Origin of the sequence: Glycocaulis sp. (assembly GCF_050485565.1) — a bacterium.
In the GTDB taxonomy this organism is placed as follows: domain Bacteria; phylum Pseudomonadota; class Alphaproteobacteria; order Caulobacterales; family Maricaulaceae; genus Glycocaulis.
The window spans coordinates 130,215-150,669 of sequence record NZ_JBJHBQ010000004.1 but is presented as its reverse complement, the minus strand read 5'-3'; the positions used below and the strand labels follow the sequence as shown (position 1 = coordinate 150,669).

At 63.5% G+C, this 20,455-nt stretch carries 13 protein-coding genes; 7 read left to right on the top strand and 6 right to left on the bottom strand.

The window, feature by feature from the left end; genetic code table 11:
- The first annotated feature begins 34 nt into the window (after window positions 1-34).
- Window positions 35-1,447 (top strand): helix-turn-helix domain-containing protein, encoded by a 1,413-nt coding sequence (locus tag ACQ5ID_RS06000; RefSeq protein WP_429911549.1) that lies wholly within the window; start codon window positions 35-37, stop codon window positions 1,445-1,447.
- 60 nt (window positions 1,448-1,507) lie between these two features.
- Here the strand turns inward: ACQ5ID_RS06000 and ACQ5ID_RS05995 are convergent, their stop codons facing one another.
- Complete coding sequence (locus tag ACQ5ID_RS05995) at window positions 1,508-3,949, bottom strand: TonB-dependent receptor (protein ID WP_429911548.1); 2,442 nt, start codon at window positions 3,947-3,949, stop codon at window positions 1,508-1,510.
- Window positions 3,950-4,378: 429 nt separating this feature from the next.
- Window positions 4,379-5,011: a glutathione S-transferase family protein gene (locus ACQ5ID_RS05990; protein WP_429911547.1), complete on the bottom strand. Its 633-nt coding sequence runs from the start codon at window positions 5,009-5,011 to the stop codon at window positions 4,379-4,381.
- 272 nt (window positions 5,012-5,283) lie between these two features.
- Between ACQ5ID_RS05990 and ACQ5ID_RS05985 the strand changes: the two genes are divergently transcribed.
- From ACQ5ID_RS05985 to scpA, 5 genes are all read left to right on the top strand, one after another.
- A complete protein-coding gene (locus ACQ5ID_RS05985; RefSeq protein WP_429911546.1) occupies window positions 5,284-6,231 on the top strand; it encodes a hypothetical protein in 948 nt (315 codons plus the stop codon).
- Window positions 6,232-6,279: 48 nt separating this feature from the next.
- Window positions 6,280-7,083 carry a hypothetical protein gene (locus ACQ5ID_RS05980; protein WP_429911545.1) on the top strand — a complete coding sequence of 268 codons (804 nt, stop codon included), beginning with the start codon at window positions 6,280-6,282 and terminating at the stop codon, window positions 7,081-7,083.
- 391 nt (window positions 7,084-7,474) lie between these two features.
- Window positions 7,475-7,636 (top strand): Flp family type IVb pilin, encoded by a 162-nt coding sequence (locus ACQ5ID_RS05975; protein WP_429911544.1) that lies wholly within the window; start codon window positions 7,475-7,477, stop codon window positions 7,634-7,636.
- Between the two features lie 370 nt (window positions 7,637-8,006).
- Window positions 8,007-9,860 carry a methylmalonyl-CoA mutase family protein gene (locus ACQ5ID_RS05970; RefSeq protein ID WP_429911543.1) on the top strand — a complete coding sequence of 618 codons (1,854 nt, stop codon included), beginning with the start codon at window positions 8,007-8,009 and terminating at the stop codon, window positions 9,858-9,860.
- Window positions 9,857-11,995 carry a methylmalonyl-CoA mutase gene (scpA, locus tag ACQ5ID_RS05965; RefSeq protein ID WP_429911542.1) on the top strand — a complete coding sequence of 713 codons (2,139 nt, stop codon included), beginning with the start codon at window positions 9,857-9,859 and terminating at the stop codon, window positions 11,993-11,995. Before ACQ5ID_RS05970 ends, scpA begins: the two co-directional genes overlap by 4 nt.
- Window positions 11,996-12,127: 132 nt before the next feature.
- On the opposite strand, the gene alaS is transcribed toward scpA, so the two are convergent.
- From alaS to ACQ5ID_RS05950, 3 genes are all read right to left on the bottom strand, one after another.
- Window positions 12,128-14,785, bottom strand: a complete 2,658-nt coding sequence (alaS, locus tag ACQ5ID_RS05960) for an alanine--tRNA ligase (RefSeq protein WP_429911541.1) — start codon at window positions 14,783-14,785, stop codon at window positions 12,128-12,130.
- A gap of 116 nt (window positions 14,786-14,901) precedes the next feature.
- Complete coding sequence (gene recA / locus ACQ5ID_RS05955; protein WP_429911540.1) at window positions 14,902-15,990, bottom strand: recombinase RecA; 1,089 nt, start codon at window positions 15,988-15,990, stop codon at window positions 14,902-14,904.
- Between the two features lie 118 nt (window positions 15,991-16,108).
- Entirely contained in the window at window positions 16,109-18,691 is a 2,583-nt protein-coding gene (locus tag ACQ5ID_RS05950; RefSeq protein ID WP_429911539.1) for an ATP-binding protein, read from the bottom strand.
- 203 nt (window positions 18,692-18,894) lie between these two features.
- On the opposite strand from ACQ5ID_RS05950, the gene ACQ5ID_RS05945 reads away from it, so the two are divergent.
- A complete protein-coding gene (locus tag ACQ5ID_RS05945; RefSeq protein ID WP_429911538.1) occupies window positions 18,895-19,377 on the top strand; it encodes a VOC family protein in 483 nt (160 codons plus the stop codon).
- 5 nt (window positions 19,378-19,382) lie between these two features.
- Here the strand turns inward: ACQ5ID_RS05945 and flhB are convergent, their stop codons facing one another.
- Entirely contained in the window at window positions 19,383-20,450 is a 1,068-nt protein-coding gene (flhB, locus tag ACQ5ID_RS05940; RefSeq protein WP_429911537.1) for a flagellar biosynthesis protein FlhB, read from the bottom strand.
- Window positions 20,451-20,455: the final 5 nt, after the last annotated feature.

The following is a 20,455-nucleotide window of genomic DNA, read 5'->3' as shown; positions in this document are numbered from 1 at the left end:
GATTGTGATATTTCATACAATGGAGTTGCCCCACATGGATGCTGGTCAACAGGAGAAACTCTACGCTGGCGCGCGCCTGCGCAGGCTGCGCCGGGAGCTGGGCCTGTCACAGGCCGAGTTCGCCGAAACCGTCGGCATTTCCGCCAGCTATCTGACCCTGCTGGAGCGCAATCAGCGCCCGGTGACCGCGCGCGTGCTGCTGGCGCTGGCCGAGAGCCATGATGTGGATGTGCGCGCCTTTGCCGCCGAGTCCGACCGGCAGACGGTCAGCGACCTGACCGAGGCGCTGGGTGATCCGGTGCTGAAAGGGGCCGAGCTGGATCAGCGCGACATGCGCGAACTGGCCGATGCGCACCCGCGCGCCGCCGAGGCCATGGCACGCCTGTTCCAGGCATATCGCGAAGCGCAGGGCAATGCGGCAGAGCTGGCCTCACGCCTGGCCGACGGCCCGGCAGCCCCTACAGGTTCGCTGCTGCCGCTGGAGACAGTGCGCGATGCGCTGGACAATGCGCAGAACCATTTCCCCCAGCTGGAGGATGCCGCCGAAGCCCTGCGCGAGGCAGCGCGTCTCGACGAGCTGGACCGGACGCAAGGCATGCATGATTATCTGCGCCGCCAGCACGGCGCGGCGGTGCGCATCTATAATGACAGCGTGATGGCCGGCACGCTGCGCCGGTTCGACTTTCACGCACGCAAGCTGCTGCTGTCGGAACTGCTCTCGCCGGAAGGCAAGGACTTCCAGACCGCGCTGACCATGGTGCTGCTGGACTGCGCCGATGTGCTGGACGCGGTGACGGCGCGCGCGGCCCTGCCAGATCCTGTCACCGCGCGCCTCCTGCGGGCCAATCTGGGCGGATATACAGCTGCCGCCCTTTTGATGCCCTATGACAGCTTTCATCAGGCCGCTGAAGGCACAGGTTATGATGGCGGCGCGCTCAGCCATCGCTTTGGCGTCAGCTATGAGCAGGCCGCCCACCGGCTGACCACGCTGAACCGCCCGGCAAGGCGGGGCGTGCCCTTTTTTCTGATGCGTATCGATCAGGCCGGGAATGTCACCAAGCGCTTTGGCGGCGGGGTGATCCCGTTTGCACGCTCAGGCGGCGGATGCGCGCGCTGGCCCATCCATGACGCCTTCCGCATGCCCGAACGCACGCACACCCATGCTGTCGAGCTGCCCGACGGCGCGCAGTACATATCCATGACACGCGCGGTGGCACGCCCCCTGCCCGGCGGCGGCGCGGCGCTACAGGCCGTTGTGCTGGGATGCGAGGCAAAGCATGCAGACAGGCTGGCCGTGAAGGCGTCAGACCACGCGCCCATCGGTATCGGCCTGACCTGCCGCCTGTGCGAGCGGACAGACTGTGCCCAGCGCGCCTTCCCGCCCCTGCAGCGCAATCTGAAGATCGAGCCGCATACAAGGCCGGTAGCACCTTTCGCGTTCAGCTAGGCAAGCAAAAAGGGCCGGAGCAATGCTCCGGCCCTTCCCGTTTCAAGGCTCAAATGAAACCTAGAAGCGCGTACGCAGCGTGACGCCATAGGTGCGCGGGGCACCGAGGAAGCCACCAAACGTCCCCGTCTGGGCGAACTGGTCGAATGCCACCTGGACATAGGTCTCATCTGTGAGGTTGCGGCCCCACAGCTCCAGAGCCCAACGCTCATCTTCGCTGCCAATTCCCACGCGTCCGTTAAACAGGGCGAAGGAAGGCTGGACCTTGCCGGGGGCGAGGTCAGAACCGGTATTGTAGTCCGACACCCAGCGGCCGTCACCGGCCAGCTGGAATGCAAGGCCATTACCCAGCGGCTGTTGGTAGATGAACTGCAGATTGGCCGAGTGACGCGGAGTGAGCGAAATACGTTCGCCCGGCAAGCGAGACAGTGCAGGCGGCAGCGTGCCCAGATTGTCCCCGTAGCGCGCATCCACATAGGCGTAACCACCAGAGATATCGAGCCCATCAACTGGGGTGGCCCAAGTGAAGTCGAGTTCAACGCCGCGCGTTTCAATCTCGGCGATGTTCTCGACCACGAAAGCGAGGCCTGTGAAGGTATTCAGCTGGAAGTCGTCAATGGTCTGATAGAAGAAGTTGCCGTTGAGCTGCAGCGAGTTGGCAAACAGCTGCGACTTGAAGCCGATCTCCCAGGAATCCACTGTTTCCGGAAGGAAGGAGCTATCCGGATTGACGTAGCTTCCGGCGACCACCGGGCCGTTGAACTGACGGTCCAGATTGTAACCGCCAGCCTTGAAGCCACGCGAGTAGCCCGCATAGATCATCATGTCGTCAGTGGCATCGAAAGTGAAGCGGATCGTGCCAGACAGCTCCTCATCGGTACGTGACTGATCATACCCGTTCGCATCTAGGCTGGAGCGGGCGTAGGGCAGACAGATCAGCGGAGCAAGTGGCGCCAGACCCGTACCTGCCGAGCCGGCAATCGGATCCGGGCCAAAAACTGCTTCCAGCACGGCACAGGCCGGAGTCGGATTGGTTGAGAAGCTGGCGGTCACGTCTTTCGTTTCGTTGGTCCAGCGCAAACCGCCGGTAATCGCAAACCGGTCTGTCAGCTGATAGGTGTTGTGGGTAAAGATCGCCCAGCTTTCGCCACGCTGGTTATAGACGTCCTGATTGACACCGGAACCGCCTGGCAGCCACTGACCGGGAGCCAGAGCCGGCGCACCTGGAAGCGCCCCGAGCGCTTGCGAGATCAACAGCGGATTCGCCCCGCCTGACGCGGCCAGCCCCAGATAGAACTCCCAGTCGGAGCCGAAGCGGATGGCGTCGTTCAGGTCCAGATCTTCACGCGAGTAAATGCCACCGACCAGCCAGTCGAGATTGCCGTGGATACCGGTGAGGCGGAACTCCTGATCGAACCGGCGCAGGCGCGTCGAGTTGCCGTCCGCCCGATAACCGATATCGGCAGAGGTGTAGTCAACGTCCTGCGTGCGGTCATTCTCCCAGCGCCGCCAGGAGGTGACCGAGGTCAGCGTGCCGAAATCGAAGTCAACGTCGAACTCGGCGGAAATGCCATAGTCGGTCACGTTCTGGGCGTACTCGCGGTTGGAAAATGCCTGGCGCTGGTCCGGATCGGCCGGATTGAGCACCTGGCCGCCAACAGCCCCGATCAGCAGGGCAGGGCCGGGGGCCGTTACATACTGGGCAGCCGAGCAGCAGAACTCGCTGCGATCGGTGAAGTCAGCGATGATGCGTCCGCTCACTGTAGCGCTCGGCGTCCAGAGCAGCTGGCCGCGGATCGAGTAATAGTCCTGATCGTCAGAGCGCGTAGTGCGCGTGCCACCCGGCTCGCGTACAGTCAGATCCATATAGCCGTCACGCTGGCCATGCACGGCGAACAGGCGGAAGGCGAGCTGGTCCTCGACGAGCGGGCCGGTAACCGAACCCGACACGCGGCGCATATCGTAATTGCCGACCGTCAGTTCAGCGTTTGCTCCAAATTCAAACTCCGGACCCTGGGTGACGATATTGAGAACGCCCGCCGAGGTGTTCTTGCCAAACAGCGTACCCTGGGGACCGCGCAGCACCTCAATCCGTTCGATCTCGCCGAGATCGCCGAAGCCAACACCGTTACGGGCGCGGAATACACCGTCAACATAGACACCGACCGAGCTTTCCAGGCCGAAATTGTCGCCGACCGTGCCGATGCCACGGATACGGGCGGTGGTGATGGTCTCCGACTGGGTTGACGTAACCATCAGGCCGGGGGCGAGCGATACGAGGTCCTTGATGTCACGAACGCCCGACGCTTCAAGTTGAGCGGCCCCATAAGCCCCGATGGAGATCGGCACCGACTGGGCGGCTTGCTCGCGCTGCTGGGCGGTCACGGTGATGACTTCAACCTGGCGGGGGCCGCCCGGCGCTTCGGCCGTCTGGGAGAAAGCACCGCCCGCCAGGACGATCGGGGAAGCAGCGGCAAGAAGCGCCGCGCGAATATATTTCATTTTCATCTGTTTCCTCCGCAAGTAACGGGTTCGAATGCCCGCCCTGTTGTTGCGGCGCAGCATGCTGCTGCGCCATAGTCTGCGCTCACGACGATGCAGGAAACGCGGCTGAATTCCACCACAAAGGCCCGCCATCTCCCCCATTTTTTGTCCGCACACTGTCTTTATGGGTCACGTGTTGCAAAGCAACAACGAAACACGCGCTGATTTCACTTAATGGCTACGATTTTTTACTGCAGCGCAACAATATATGTGTGCTAACGCAGCAAAGGCCTGCCAGGCCGCCAATGATGAAGAAACTGTGTGAATATACGAAAGGCCAAGGCGACGCCTTGGCCTTTCGTCCTCCCTGACGGTTCTGATGACCGCTGCAGGTCTATTGATACGGATGATAGCGATTGCAAAAAATAATGCCAGCGCAAACTGGAATCAGGCCGAAGCCGAGGGTCTGGCCCGTACCGTCTCCAGCCAGCTGACCAGCGCGTCATGCTGCGTGCCGGGCGCAATTTTCACCCAGCCTGCGAACTCGACAAATACAAATGCCGCTATGTCCGCCACGGAGAACTGGTCTCCGGCCAGCCAGGGGGCTTGGGAGAGCTGCGCGTCCAGCACATCCATGAAGCGCTGTGCCCGTTGGCGGCCGCGCTCTGCCAGCTCGGGTATCTGCTCGACCGCATGCGGACCGGGCAGCGCCCGCCCGGCCATGGCCTTTGAGCTGTTGCGCAAGACCTCCATGATCGCCATCAGGCCCTCGAACTCGGCGCGCCACAGCCACTCGGCCACCCGCGCCTTGCCCAGCGCGCCCACGCCCATCAAGGGTGGATCGGGGAAAACTTCCTCCAGCCAGCGCGCGATCGAGGCATTGTCGCAAAGCGCCTCGCCTTCCGGCGTTACCAGTACCGGAACCGTGCAGGCCGGGTTGATGGCGCGGAAGGCGTCGGAAAACTGTTCGCCATTGCGCAAATCCACCTCGACGCGGGTCACCTCCACCCGCTTTTCAGCAAGGATCATCCGCGCGCGGCGCGGGCTTGGCGCTGTGGCGCAGTCGTAAAATGTAATCATGGCCGCCAACACTCCCGGATTTTTGCCGTGCGCCGCAGGCTGACCATCGTGCACAGTGTTGGCAAGCGCCCTGCCCCGCTTTTGCCCAGATGTGTCCAAAATGGCCTTATTCTGTCCAAGTCCTGACGCGATGCGTCCTTAGGGTTAATGCGGGTTGAACACTAACGGAGGGGGGCCTCCTCATGTCATCGTATGAATCGAGAGATACTACTATACGCCGGCGTCCCGAATACCGCACCGCAGACACCAATGTTTCGGGAGACGTCAGGCAGATGAGCCGTATTGACCAGAAAACACACCAGATCGTCGACAGGCTGAGCGACGCCTTTTATCGCGCGGCAGGCGACTTCAATGCCTATCTGGATTTCCGGGCCACACGTGGGCGGATGTTTGGCGGGGCTTTGCCGCCCCATCGCTGGGTGCAGCGCGCCGCGCAATACCCCGACAGCCATATCATGCACTTCTCCATTCTGGCCGCCCTGATCCTGTTTGAGGGCATGGCCAACGCCTATTTCTTCTCCAAGGCGTCAGACCTTGGCCTGCTGGGCGGCTGGATCCAGGCGATCACGGTGGCCTTCACCAACGTCATTGCCGCCTTCTTCCTGATCGGATTTGTCGGCCTTCGCAGCCTGTCCAACCCGGACCGCCCCTTCTCCTTCATTGCGGCGCTGATCGGCGTTCCTGCTGCGCTGAGCTTCGTTGTCTTCCTGAACTTCTCTGCGGCGCACTATCGCGACCTGCTGGAGATAAACGAGGCGGCGCTGGCGACCGGTGCGCTGGCGGGAACGGGCGAGATACTCGCGCCTGTTACACGCGCGCTCACCTTCCAGCCCTTCGAAACGCTCGAAGCCCTGCTGCTGTTCATTCTGGGCATCACGTTTGCCGCGATTGCCGCCTTCAAGGGCGCGACATTTGATGACCGCCTGATCGGCTATGGCGCGGTACAGCGCCGTGCCATGCGCTCGGCCGCCCATCTGGCCGCCGTCATCAAGCAGGTGCCGCTGGACCGCAGCGGCGAACCCACTAGCGCGGGCAACACGGTTGGCGCAAGCACCTATGAGGACGCTGTCCGGCTCAAGCTCGACATTGATGCCTTCTTTGCCGAGCAGACCCAGCGCGCCCTCGACCGCCACCGTGAGGCCGCCGATGTCCAGGACGATTCGGTCCGTCATGGCCCGCCGGCCGGTTCGCGCGACGACAAACCGCCTTTCCCGGGCTAGTATCCACCAATCCGGTACGGGGGTGCCGCGAAAAAGGGGGCAAAGCACATGAGAGGCAAGGATCTCGTCGGCCTGTTCAATATCGTGATTGTGGCAGGTGTTCTGGGCGCTATCAGCTACGCGGCACTGGTGCTGCAACCGGAAGAGTACGACCCTGAAACCTTGTGCCTTGTGGGCCAGACGCCCCCCCACACCGTGGTGATGATCGACCGTACAGAGGTGCGCTATTCGCCCGGACAGGCGCGCCGCATCCATGACGTCATCCAGCAGGCCCGTGCCGAACTGGAGATCGGCGAGCGGCTCTCGCTCTACGAGCTCAACCATCGCGGCGAAATCCGCAATACCAACCGGTTCTCGGTCTGCAATCCGGGCCGAGGCGACCAGATCAACCCGCTCTACCGCAACCCGAACCGGGTGCAGGCGCGCTATGATGCGCTGTTCGACCGTCCGCTGAACCGGGCGCTGGACGGCCTGCTGGACCTCATAAACTCGCCGGTGACGCCGCTGCTGGAATCGCTGGCCGAACTTGGCAACCATGAAGACTTCCACACCGGTGTGCCGCGCCGCCGTGTCATCCTGATCTCCGACATGCTGCAGAACACGCAGCTATATTCTGTCTACGGCCATGCCCGCGCGGACCTCGCAAACCGCCTGCCTGATCCCGCTACAATCGCCCGGCAGATCGAAGCGCGCTATGGCCGCTCGCTCGCCGGTGTCGAGATCGAGATACTGTTCGTGGCCCAGGACCATGATGGCTGGACCCCTGAACAGCGCGCCATCATCCGCGCGCACTGGCAGACCATTTTCACCCAGCTGGGGGTTCGCCAGAGCTGGCAGGAATTCCCCGAGTAGGGGAAAACTTCATCCTGCACCTCCCGGTGTCATGGCCCGCTTCATGCGGGCCACCCATGCCTGAGAGTTTGGAATTACGGGGTCTTTGCAGGCCGCCAAGCGGCCTGAAAAGCGCGACCGCGCGCCCGCGACTTTTCGCGGAATATCGCAACGCGGATGCGTTGCGGAACTAAAAGAGACATGGATCACCCGCATGCGCGGGTGATGACAGATTGCCCCGCAATTTAACCGCGCCTTAACTATGCTAATTATTTCAGCGATTTACAAAAAATAAAGGACGAATTTTTACCGGACTGAAACGCTCTCCGGTGTTTACTCGCATCACGTTCAGGACGGGTCGGGATGGACTTGGCTCTGGGCAGCCAGCGAACAAACAACAAGGAGTAGTGGGATGAAAAATCTGGTTTCGCGTTTCTTCAAAGACGAGTCGGGCGCCACGGCCATCGAATATGGTCTGATCGCCGCCCTTATCGCCGTCGTGATTATCGGCGCGGTTGGCCTTCTGGGCGATGGCCTGAGGGAAACGTTTGAGGAAGTTACGGCCGCTCTCTAGCAAGAGAGAGTTCGCCAAGAGTATCCCGACCCAGAGTCGGCTGGATGGGCCGCCCTTATAAGGGCGGCCTTTTCAGTTGTTGGGGGCTCATCTTTTCATCCCTTTGGCTCTTTCTGCGTGTCATCACCCGCTTCATGCGGGTGATCTATGCCTCTTTTGGTTCCGCAACGCATCCGCGTTGCGATGTTCCGCGAAAAGTCGCGGGCGCGCGTTCGCGCTTTTAGGTCGCACGGCCACCCGAGGCCCCTCATCCTTTCGGACGCGGTGGCGCTCGAAGGACGAGGGAAAAGCCGCCGGGAAGCGGCACCGGCCTCCGGTTTCAGCGGTCGGAACTTCCCTCTGACGCCCTGCCGGTATACTCACTGGCACCATGACAGATCAGATCATACCGCTTGCTGACGGATTTGCGCCTGCCACGCCGGATGCCTGGGAGGCGCTGGCGCTTAAAGCCCTGTCAGGCAAGCCCTCCGCCAGCCTCGTCCGCCATACCCGCGACGGACTCGCGCGCGGCCCCCTCTTTGCGCCGCATAACGCTGTCACGCCTGACCCTGCCCTGCCCGGCAGCGCGCCTTTCGCGCGCGGGCGCACGCTGGCGCGCGATGCCTACCTGCCCTGGGCGATGCGTCAGGCACACGACACGCCCGGCCCGCGCGAGGCAAACACCGCCATACTGGCTGACCTTGCAGGCGGGGCGAGCGAGATCACGCTGGAGATCGACCCATCCGGCAAATCCGGCATCGCCGCGCGTAATGCAGAAGAACTCGAAGCCGTCCTTTCCGATGTGATGCTGGACCTCGCGCCGGTCCATTTGCGCGCGGGCGCTTGGGATATTGAAGCGGCGGGGCTGCTGCTGGGCCTGCTGGAGCGCCGGGACGCGGTGTCGGGCGGCGGTCTGGGTCTGTCAGCCGCTTTGGGACAACAGGCAGACAAACGCATTGCACTGGCCACCCGCGCCAGGGCGCTATCACCCGCCATCCGCTCTTTCCGCGCCGATGGCCGCGCCATATTCGAGGCTGGCGGCACCGAGGTGCAGGAGCTGGCGTTCGCTGCTGCCAGTGCTGCCGAAGCCATGGAAGCACTGGTCAAATCGGGCTGGGATGCGGGCGATGCCGCCGCCACGATAGAGGTGGAGCTGGCCGCCGATACCGATATTCACCTGACCATTGCCAAGCTGCGCGCCATGCGCCTGATCTGGGCGCAAATGATGGACGCCTGGGGCGTCAGCGATAGCCGCGGCGCGCTTTACCTGCACGCCACGACCGGCGAACGGGGGCTGTCCGCGATTGATCCGTGGACCAATCTCATCCGCGCGGCCTGTGCAGGCTTTGCCGCCACGGCGGGCGGAGCGGACGCGCTGACCATCACGCCGATGACGCGCGCTTCCGGCCGCTCCACGCCCTTCTCGCGCCGTCTTGCCCGCAATCTGCACATATTGCTGGCCGAAGAGACCCATGCCGGAAAGATCAGCGATCCGGCAGGAGGCAGCTATCTGCATGAAACGCTGAGCCACCAGCTGGCCGAAGCGGGCTGGGGCGAGATGCAGCGCATCATCGCGCGTGGCGGGGCCAGCGCGGCGTTGCTCGTCGACAGCTGGAAAGCCGATATTGGAAAAGCCGCCGACGGGCTGATGAAGCTGGTCAGTACGGGCAAGGAGCCGGTTATCGGGGTCACCAGCTTCCCCGATCTCGATCCGCGCGCCCTGCCATCTGAGAGCAGCGACTACACGCCGCCCGCCTTGGCCAAATCTGCCTTCGCAGACGCGCCGGTGGACGCCATCCCCCTGCCCGCCCCGATGCGCACCGCCGCGCCGTTCGAGGCTATCCGCGCCAAGGTGGAGGCCGCTGCGCCGGGGCCGGTTTTCCTGGCGACGCTTGGCACCCTGCCCGAATTCAACGCCCGCGCAGGCTTTGCCATCAACCGGCTGGGTGTGGCCGGGCTGCGTACAGCGCCCGCCATGGCCCATGACGGCGTAGAGGCATGCGTTGAGGCGTTTAGAAGCTCCGGCTCTGCCCTCGCCATCATTTGCGGTACGGATCAGGCTTATGCAGACCATGCCGCCGGGCTCGCCGTAGCGCTGAAAACCGCCGGTGCGGCATCGGTCTGGCTGGCCGGGCGGCGCGACAGCGCGCCGGCGGAGGCGGCCATCGATCACGCGATCCATATGCGCTCTGACGCGCTGGAAGACGCCCGCCTTGCCGCGCGCGCGATGGGAGTGGATGCATGACCCGCCAGACCCCACCCGATTTTGCGTCTATCGCCTTCAACGCCCCGCGCGCAGCAGCCAGCAAGACCGCCCGCCCGGACGGCTGGATGAGCCCGGAAGGCATCGAGATCGCCGCCGCCTACGGGCCGCAGGACACCGCGCCGCTGGACTTCGCAGGCGGCCTGCCGGGCCTTGCGCCCTTCCATCGCGGCCCCTACCCGACCATGTTCGTCCAGCGCCCGTGGACGATCCGCCAGTATGCGGGCTTCTCCACGGCGGAAGACTCCAACGCGTTCTACCGGCGCAATCTCGCCGCCGGACAAAAAGGGCTTTCCATTGCCTTCGATCTGGCCACGCACCGGGGCTATGACAGCGATAATCCGCGCGTGATCGGCGATGTCGGCATGGCCGGCGTGGCGGTCGATTCCATTCTCGACATGCGCCAGCTCTTTGACGGCATACCGCTCGACCAGATGAGCGTATCGATGACGATGAACGGTGCGGTGCTGCCCGTTCTCGCGCTCTACATCGTCGCGGCAGAGGAACAGGGCGTAAAACCGGCCCAGCTTTCAGGCACGATCCAGAACGACATCCTGAAAGAGTTCATGGTGCGCAACACCTATATCTACCCGCCTGCGCCCTCCATGCGGATCATCTCCGACATTTTCGCCTTCACCTCAACGCAGATGCCGCGCTTCAACTCCATCTCCATCTCCGGCTACCACATTCAGGAGGCTGGCGCTCCGGCGGATCTGGAGCTGGCCTACACCATTGCCGACGGGTTGGAATACATCGCAGCCGGCGTAAAGGCCGGGCTGGACGTGGACAGCTTTGCCCCCCGCCTCTCCTTCTTCTGGGGCATTTCCATGAATTATTACATGGAGGTGGCGAAGCTCCGCGCCGCGCGCCTGATCTGGGCGAAGCTGGTGAAGGAGCGCTTTGCGCCCAAGAGCGACAAATCTCTCTCGCTGCGCGCGCACAGCCAGACTTCCGGCTGGTCGCTCACCGCGCAGGACGTGTTCAATAATGTCGCGCGCACCACCATCGAGGCGATGGCCGCCGTCGACGGCCACACCCAGTCTTTGCACACCAACTCGCTGGACGAAGCGCTCGCCCTGCCCACAGACTTCTCCGCGCGCATCGCGCGCAATACCCAGATCGTGCTGGAAACCGAGGCGCACCTGACCGATGCCATCGATCCGTGGGGCGGCAGCTGGTTCGTCGAGCGCCTGACCCACGATCTGGCTGCCCGCGCGCTTGCCCATATCGAGGAAATCGATGCGCTGGGCGGCATGGCGAAAGCCATCGAGGACGGCACGCCGAAACTGCGCATCGAGGAAGCCGCTGCCAAGACGCAAGCGCGCATCGATTCCGGTCAGCAGACGATTGCAGGCGTGAACAAGTTCCGCCTGACCGAGCCGGAAGACGTGCCGGTGCTGAAAGTCGACAATGCCGGTGTGCGCCGACAGCAGCTGGAAAAGCTGAAAAACCTCAAAGCCAATCGCGACGGGGCGAGGGTGGAAGCGGCGCTCAACGCCCTCACCCGCGCGGCAGACGAGAGAAGCGGCAATCTTCTGGCGCTGGCCGTCGATGCGGCGCGCGCGCATGCCAGCGTGGGCGAAATTTCCGACGCGCTGGAAAAGGTTTATGGCCGCCACAAGGCCGCCATCCAGTCGATACAGGGGGTGTATTTGAAAGCCTCAGGCAATGACGAGAAGGTCCAGCGCGCGCTGGCCGCCGCCGACGCCTTTGCGCAAGCCGAGGGGCGCCGCCCGCGCATACTGATCGCGAAAATGGGTCAGGACGGCCATGACCGGGGCCAGAAGGTTGTCGCGTCCGCCTTTGCTGATCTGGGCTGGGACGTGGATATCGGCCCGCTCTTCCAGACGCCCGAAGAAGCCGCACGTCAGGCCATCGAGAACGATGTCCACGTGGTCGCCGCGTCTTCGCTGGCCGCTGGCCACCTCACCCTGGTGCCTGCGCTGCGCGATGCGCTGAAAGATGGCGGGGGCGGTGACAAGCTGATCGTCGTGGGCGGGGTCATCCCGCCTGAAGACGTCTCCACGCTGCGCCAGATGGGCGCCGCCGCCGTCTATCCGCCCGGCACGGTGATCGCCGACAGCGCGATTGAACTGATCGAGAGGTTGGGTGGTTAAGCCCTCAGCTGTCATCCTCGGGCCGCGTAGCGGTCCCGGGGACCCATGCCTGAAGCCTTGCGGTTGAACGTCCCTCACAGGCATGGCTCACCCGCATAAAGCGGGTGATGACAGCGTGGAGGGAGCTAGCCCCTAACCCGCCAGCGCGGCGCGGATAGCGGCGAGCGCTTCCTCGCCCTTGCTGGCATCGGGGCCGCCGGCCTGCGCAAAGTCCGGCCGTCCACCGCCGCCCTTGCCGCCAATCGCCTCTGACCCGGCGCGTACCAGCGCCACCGCGTCCGCTGCGCTGCCCGCCAGATCCTCTGTCACCCCGACCGCAATCGCGGCCTTGCCATCATTAATGCCAACGAAGGCCGCGATGCCGGAGCCCATTTCGGCGCGCGCCGCATCGACCAGGCTGCGCAATTCCTTGCCGCCCACGCCTTCCACGATGCGTCCGGTGAATTTCAGATTGCCAATGGTTTCAACGGCCTGCGGCGCAGCGCCGCCACCGCCCCCCATGGCGAGCTTCGTTCTGGCGTCGCTCAATTCCTTTTCCAGCTTGCGCCGTTCATCGACCAGCGCAGACAGGCGCTTTTCCAGCTCCGAAACCGGGACTTTCAGCGTATCGGCAGCGGCCTTGGCGATACTGGCCTGCTGTTCCAGGTATTCGCGCGCGGCCTCACCCGTCAGCGCCTCGACACGGCGCACACCGGCAGATACGGCGCTTTCACCGACAATCTTGAACAGGGCGATATCGCCGGTGCGGCGCACATGGGTGCCGCCGCACAGCTCCACCGAATAGGCCTTATCGGGCGCGCCCGGCGCCTGGCCGATGGAGAGCACGCGCACCTTGTCGCCATATTTCTCGCCAAACAGGGCCAGAGCGCCCTTGGCGATGGCCTCCTCGGGCGTGGATTCGCTGGTCTCGGTCTCGTCATTCTGGCGCACGACCGCGTTCACCTCCGCCTCGATGGCGGCGATGTCGGCAGGGGACAGCGCTCGGCCATGGGAGAAGTCAAACCGCAGCCGGTCCGGCCCCACATAAGAGCCTTTCTGGGAGACATGCGGGCCCAGCACATTGCGCAGGGCCGAGTGCATGAGGTGGGTCGCCGAGTGGTTGGAGCGGGTGCGGTCGCGCCGCTGCGCATCCACCAGCAACTCGGCCTCGTCGCCGGCCTTGATGGAGCCGCCTTCGAGCGTGCCGATATGGGCGAACACATCGCCCGCGCGCTTTTTCACGTCCTCGACCACAAAGCGCGCGCCGCCGGAAAAGCGGATTTCGCCGGAATCGCCTATCTGACCGCCGGATTCGGCGTAGAAGGGCGTGCGGTCGAACACCAGCTCGCCGCGCGCGCCCTCGGCCAGAGTTTCCTGCATGCCGCCATTGGCAATGATCGCCTTGAGCGAGCCCTTTGCCGACAGCTCGCTATAGCCGAGAAACTGCGTCGGCCCCGTCACATCGCGCACCGCGAACCAGATCGCATCGCCCGCGGCATCGCCAGAGCCCTGCCAGTGGGCGCGCGCCTCGGCGCGCTGACGGTCCATGGCCGTGTTAAAACCCGCCTCATCGACAGAAAGCCCGCGCGCGCGCAGCGCGTCCTGCGTCAGATCAAGCGGGAAGCCATAGGTGTCATAAAGCTTGAACGCGGTTTCGCCGGGCAGAGCTGCGCCTTCGGGCAGATCGGAAATCGCCTCTTCCAGCAGCGTCAGGCCACGGCCCAGCGTGCGCTGGAAACGTTCTTCCTCGCCGCGCAGTGTCTCCTCGATCACGGGAAGGGCGCGGTTCAGCTCAGGGAAGGCATCGCCCATCTCGGCGGCCAGCACCGGCGCCAGCGTGTAGATGACCGGCTCGGTAGCGCCCAGAATATGCGCATGGCGCATGGCACGGCGCATGATCCGGCGCAGCACATAGCCGCGCCCTTCATTGGAGGGCGTCACGCCATCGGCGATAAGGAAGCTGGTGGCGCGCAAATGGTCCGCTATGACGCGGTGGCTGGCGAGCGCCTCGCCCTGCGCCTTCACTTTGAGCGCCTCTTCGCCGGCCCTGATTAGGTTGGCGAACAGATCAATCTCGTAATTATTGTGCTTGCCCTGCAGGACAGCCGCCACCCGCTCCAGCCCCATGCCGGTATCGATGGAGGGCTTGGGCAAGGCTCGGCGAGAGCCATCGGCCTGCTGGTCAAACTGCATAAAGACGAGATTCCAGATCTCGATGAAGCGGTCGCCATCCTCGTCCGGGCTGCCCGGAGGGCCGCCGGGAATATGTTCGCCATGGTCGAAGAAAATCTCCGAGCACGGACCGCACGGGCCGGTATCGCCCATCATCCAGAAATTGTCAGACGTGGCGATGCGGATGATGCGATCATCGGGCAGGCCGGCAATTTTCTTCCAGAGCGCGGCCGCGTCATCATCGTCGGCGTAAACCGTGACGAGGAGCTTGTCCTTCGGCAGGGCAAAGTCCTTCGTCACCAGCGTCCAGGCATGGTGGATGGCCTCTTCCTTGAAATAGTCGCCGAAGGAAAAATTCCCCAGCATTTCAAAGAAGGTGTGGTGGCGCGCCGTGTAGCCGACATTATCAAGATCGTTGTGCTTGCCGCCTGCACGCACGCATTTCTGTGAGGACACCGCGCGCGGATTGGCGCGCTTTTCCGCGCCGGTGAAGACGTTCTTGAACTGGACCATGCCCGCATTGGTAAAAAGCAGGGTCGGATCATCCTTGGGCACGAGCGGGCTGGAGGCCACCACTTCATGGCCGTTCCCTTCAAAATAGCCAAGGAACTGGGCACGTATGTCGCGCAAGCGCGTCATGGCAGTCTCCGCTCATCTGCAAAATTTCACTTACCGTTGCGCACATATACGAACGGGCGCCCGGCTTAGCCAAGCGCCCGCTGCAATGCAATGCGGTTCAGAACTGCGAAGAAGCCCTACCCTGCCGCTTCCGCCGCGTCATCCAGATCATCATCCTCGCCCGGACCGACCAGCATTTCCTCGGCAATGAGGCCTGCATTGGCGCGGATCTGGTTTTCGATCTTCTCGGCGATCTCCGGGTTGTCGAGCAGGAATTTGCGGGCATTCTCGCGACCCTGACCGATGCGTTCGGAATCGTGCGAGTACCATGAACCCGACTTTTCGATGATCCCGGCCTTCACGCCCAGATCGATGACCTCGCCCATGCGCGAAATGCCTTCGCCATAGAGAATGTCAAACTCGACCTCGCGGAAGGGCGGGGCCACCTTGTTCTTGACCACTTTCACACGCGTCTGGTTGCCGATCACCTCGTCACGGTCCTTGATGGCGCCGATGCGGCGGATATCGAGGCGTACGGAGGAATAGAATTTCAGCGCATTACCGCCCGTCGTCGTTTCAGGATTGCCGAACATCACACCGATCTTCATGCGGATCTGGTTGATGAAGATGACCAGGCAGTTGGACTTGGAGATGGAGCCGGTGAGCTTGCGCAGCGCCTGGCTCATCAGGCGGGCCTGCAGACCCGGCAGGCTGTCACCCATATCACCTTCCAGCTCGGCGCGCGGGGTGAGTGCGGCGACCGAGTCGATCACCAGCACATCAATCGCACCGGAACGCACCAGCGTGTCGGTAATTTCCAGCGATTGCTCGCCGGTATCAGGTTGGGAAATCAGCAGCTCGCTGACATCGACACCGAGCTTTCGGGCATAGACCGGATCCAGCGCATGCTCGGCATCGACAAAGGCGCACACACCGCCGCGCTTTTGCGCCTCGGCAATGCAGTGAAGGGCCAGCGTCGTCTTGCCGGAGCTTTCCGGGCCATAAATCTCCACAACCCGCCCCTTGGGCAGGCCGCCAACGCCCAGCGCGATATCGAGGCCCAGCGAGCCGGTGGATACCGCCTCGATATTCTGGTTCGGGCGGGCGCCGAGCTTCATCACAGAGCCCTTGCCAAACTGGCGGTCGATCTGTGTGAGCGCGGCTTCGAGTGCCTTGGACTTGTCCATATCGGTGTCTTTCACCAGTCGGATTGCGGAAGATGCCATCGGTTCGGTTCCCTTATTTCACGCATCGCCCGGATCGGCAATTGCGCTGCGTTGAGGGAATCTGTACCGGATTTGTTCACAGAACACAAGCGGAACATTTATGCGCGGCGAACGCGCCCTAGCGCCCCAGCTCGTCCTTCACGCGCTGGGCCAGCGCCTCTAGGCTGAAGGGCTTTGGCAGGAAGGAGATATCGAGGTCCGCAGACAGGGTGTGGGAGAAATGTTCCTCGGCATAACCCGAAATGAAGATCACGCGCGCATTGCCGAGATACTGGGCAGCCGCCTTGAGCAGCCCCGGACCGTCCAGCCCCGGCATCACCACGTCGGAGATGATGAGGTCAAACCCGCCCGGACGCTCTTCGAGAATCGCGAGGGCTTCTTCGCCGTCTTCGGCCTGCTCCACCTCATAGCCGCGCTTTTTCAGCGTTGCGGCCGTAATGGTGCGTACCGGCGCTTCGTCCTCTACCAGCAGGATGCGCCCGCGCCCGGCGAGGTCTGCGGGTTTACGCTGCACGGGCACTTCGGCCTTGCGCGCTTCGCTCTTGGCGATTTCCTCGGCGTCGGGCGTGTGGCCGGGCAGATAGATGGAGAACGTCGTACCATCGCCGGGCTTTGAACGCGCGAACAGGAAGCCGCCGGACTGCTTGACGATGCCGTAAACGGTGGCAAGGCCCAGCCCCGTTCCCTTGCCCGGCTCCTTGGTGGTGAAGAAGGGCTCGAAAATTTTCGCCAGCGTGTCTTCATCCATGCCAGAGCCTTCATCGGTGACATGAATGGCGGCCCACGGCCCTTCCTTGGCATCAGGCGCACCGGCCGCACGCACAGCGCCGGCGTCCACCGCTTCGGTAGAGATGGTCAGCGTGCCACGCCCCTTGGACGCCATCGCATCGCGCGCATTGGTGGCCAGATTCATCAGCGCGTTGGCCAGCTCGTCCTTGTCGATGCGCACCAGCGGCACATCACGGCCATGGCGGATTTCCACGCGCATCCACTCTTCCACGCTCTGGCGCACCAGATGCACCGTATCGGCCAGCGTTTCGGTCAGATCGACGGTTTCCACGCGCAGCGTCTGCTTGCGGGCAAAGGCGAGCAGATGCTTGATCCGCCCGGCGGCCTGCAACACCACACCGTTGATGTTCTGCAGGTCAGGATAGGTCGGATCGCCCACAGGATGGCGCAGCAGGAGATTGTCGGTATTAAGCCGGATGGCGGTCAGGAAATTGTTGAAGTCATGCGCCACGCGCGCCACCAGCTCGCCGACGGCTTTGAGTTTCTGCGCCTGCGCATACTGGCCTTCCAGCTCACGCAGCGCCGTGATGTCGACCACATAGGCCGCGCGCTTGCCCGACCGGGCCGGTGAGAGGAAGAGGTGCACGTCGCGCATGCCGTCTGATGAATTCAACTTGAGCGCCACAGGCTCGCTCCGGCCGGACATGGCGGTGGCAAAGGCTATGTCTGCGCTGTCGCCATGGCTCCAGTCGAACAGGGCTTCAAACGCCACGCCCGGCAGGGCCGCCCCGCCCGACAGCTGAACCAGAGCGGGATTGGCATCCTCGATGATCGAGCTGGTGGGGTCTGCGCCATCAAGACGCGCCACGCCGAACGGCGCGCTTGCAAACATGTCGTCAAAGGTGCGGCCCGTCCGCCCGCCCGTATGTTGGGCGATCATCTGGGCTACGCCCGGCGGTGTACCGGCGGCGGTCAGCCCGTAAACGACCGCGCGCGCCCTTGCCGGACGCCCCTCATCCCATTCAACCGCCAGCGTGACAGGGCTTTCCACGCCCTCACGGGCCAGCAGACGCGCATCCAGGCGTACGACGCCCTTCTCGCTACGCGTTTTGAGAAAGCCCTTCGCCATGTCTCCGGCCAGAAAGTCTTTCACCTTCAATGCCTGCCCTTCGGGCGCGTCCAGCCATGCGCGCAAGGTGGCATTGGCGGCCAGCACGCGGCCCTCGCCATCGGCCATGAACAGGCCAACCGGCGCGTGCTCGGCCCAGTCCGGGGTGCCGGGCTCGGTTTCCAGCGCCTCGTCAGCGCGGCTCTGCGTAAAGCGCCACAACGCGCCGCCGCCGGGTACCGGATCAATCGAAACGCTGTAAACGCCGCCGCCGCTCTCGCCCAGCGCCGCCAGGGTCTCACGGGCCGATTCACCTGACGCCGCCGCACGCGACAGCCGGTAGAGCGCGCCGCCCGAACTGCCCGGCCACAAGCGGTCCGGCGCAGGCAGGGCGATGCCTGCCGTCAGCGGCATCACGGTCTTGGCCAGCTTGCGATAGGCACCATTGGCCCAGGCCGCTCTGCCCCGCGCATCGGTGACGAGTATGGGCTCGCCCGCCGCATCGATGGCGGCGCTGACCAGCGCGTCGGCCTTTGGCCGGACAGCAGGCTCGATACGCAGTGAGCGCGCCGCGCTCTCGCCAGCGGCCAGCGCGAACATCAAGATGAAGGCGACGAACGCGATGCCCGACAGCAATACAAATCCGTGCCAGCCCGCCGTTGATGCCGCGATGAGTGAGAACCCGGCCGCGCCAAGCGCCAGAAGGCCGGAAATCCAGAACACGGTGCGCGCCAGCAATGCGATCCGGCTCTGACGCTCTTTGGGAAGGGATGCCTCACGCACCGATACCGGCTCGCTTGCGGCCCGGTCAGCTTTCGTCTTCGCCTTGGCAGGCTTCTCAGTACGGGCGGGGGCGTCAGTCATCACGGCACTCCGTGCGGGGAAAAGCGATTCGGCCGATTGTTTCACCGATTCAGGTTAACCAGTTTTCCGCCCCCTGACGAAAACTTCTGCCATTACCCATGCACTGCATCACTCGCGCAAAAACGCTTGATCTAAACCTTGGTTGAGGTTGCAGACAGGTGATCCGTTTTATCCGGCAATCTCTGGAGAAAGAAGGATCACCCATGAGTCCCCTGCACCAGCTTCTGCTCGCTGACCGCCGCGCCACCATCGATGCAAGCGCGGATACCGCTCGCGTTGAACATATCAATCTCACCGTCTCCGACCCTGAGCGCACCAGCGCGATGATGCAGGCCGTGTTCGGCTGGCATGAACGCTGGCGCGGGCTGGAACCGGACGGGCGTATCGGCCTGCATGTGGGCAGTGAACACAGCTATGTGGCGCTATACCCGCCCCGCCCGCCAGCAAAGGCGCAAGTCTGGCCGAAAAGCCGGCCCCTCAATCATCTGGGCGTGGAAGTGCGTGACCTTGCCGCCGCCGAAGACCGGGTAAAGGCATACGGCCTGAAACCGTATGCCCACGCCGATTACGAGCCGGGTAAGCGCTTCTATTTCGAGGACTGGGACGGGATCGAGTACGAAATGGTGAGCTACACCGCAGCAAATGCTTCGGAAGACACCTCCATGCTCCAGCCCGGCAGGTGGTGACGTTTCTAGCGCCGCTTCTTCAATGAGAGCACATAGCCAATCACCTTGGCGACGGCGGCGAAGTGCTCTGGCGGGATCACCTCGTCGAGATCGACGCTGGCGTGCAGGGCGCGCGCCAGCGGCGGATCTTCGACGATTGGCACGCCGTGCTCCTCGGCGATCTCGCGGATTTTCAGGGCCACCGCCTCCACGCCCTTGGCCACGCATATGGGGGCGGGAGTAATGCCCTGCTGGTATTTCAGCGCGACGGCGTAGTGGGTCGGGTTGGTGATGATGACAGCGGCCTCCGGCACCGCGGCCATCATGCGCTTTCTCGCCCGCTCCTGACGGATCTGGCGCAGGCGCGCGCGCACCATGGGATCGCCTTCGGACTCCTTGAACTCGTCGCGGATTTCCCGGCGGCTCATCTTGTTGCGGTTATAGAATTGCTGGCGCTGGAAGATGTAGTCGGCCAGCGCAATGATCGCGAACACGGCGAGCGCGGCCAGCATGAGCTGGATGGCGATCTCGCGAAACAGGACCAGAATCTGGCTCGGCGCAACTGCTGGCAGGCCCGCCAGCAAAGACTGGCGCGGCCACAGGACGATGGTGATGGCGATGGCCACCAGCGTCATCTTGGCAAGGCCCTTGGCGAAATTGACCCAGCCTTGCGGCCCCAGAATGCGCTTCACGCCCTCGACCGGGTTCAGCTTGTTCAGCTTGGGTTCCAGCTTGGATGTGGTGAAGATCAGCCCGTGCTGGACGAAATGACCGGCCAGCGCAGCGGCGACTATCGCGCCAAATGCCAGCCCCATGACCAGCATCACCTTCATGATGGCGGCAGCGGTCAGCGCCAGCGCGCCGGTATTGTCGAGCGACATTTCGTGCGGCTTGGCGAGAAATACCGACAGTTCGCGCACCAGCCCGCCGCCCATGGATGGCCCGAACGCCGCCAGCACGCCCAGCCCTGCCGCCAGGATGAACCAGGCCGGTATCTCCTGCGATTTGGGGACGTCGCCCTTCTCGCGCGCCTTGTCCAGCTTTCGCTGGCTTGGCGGCTCGGTCTTTTCGCTCTTGTCTTCACCTTCTGCCATGTGAT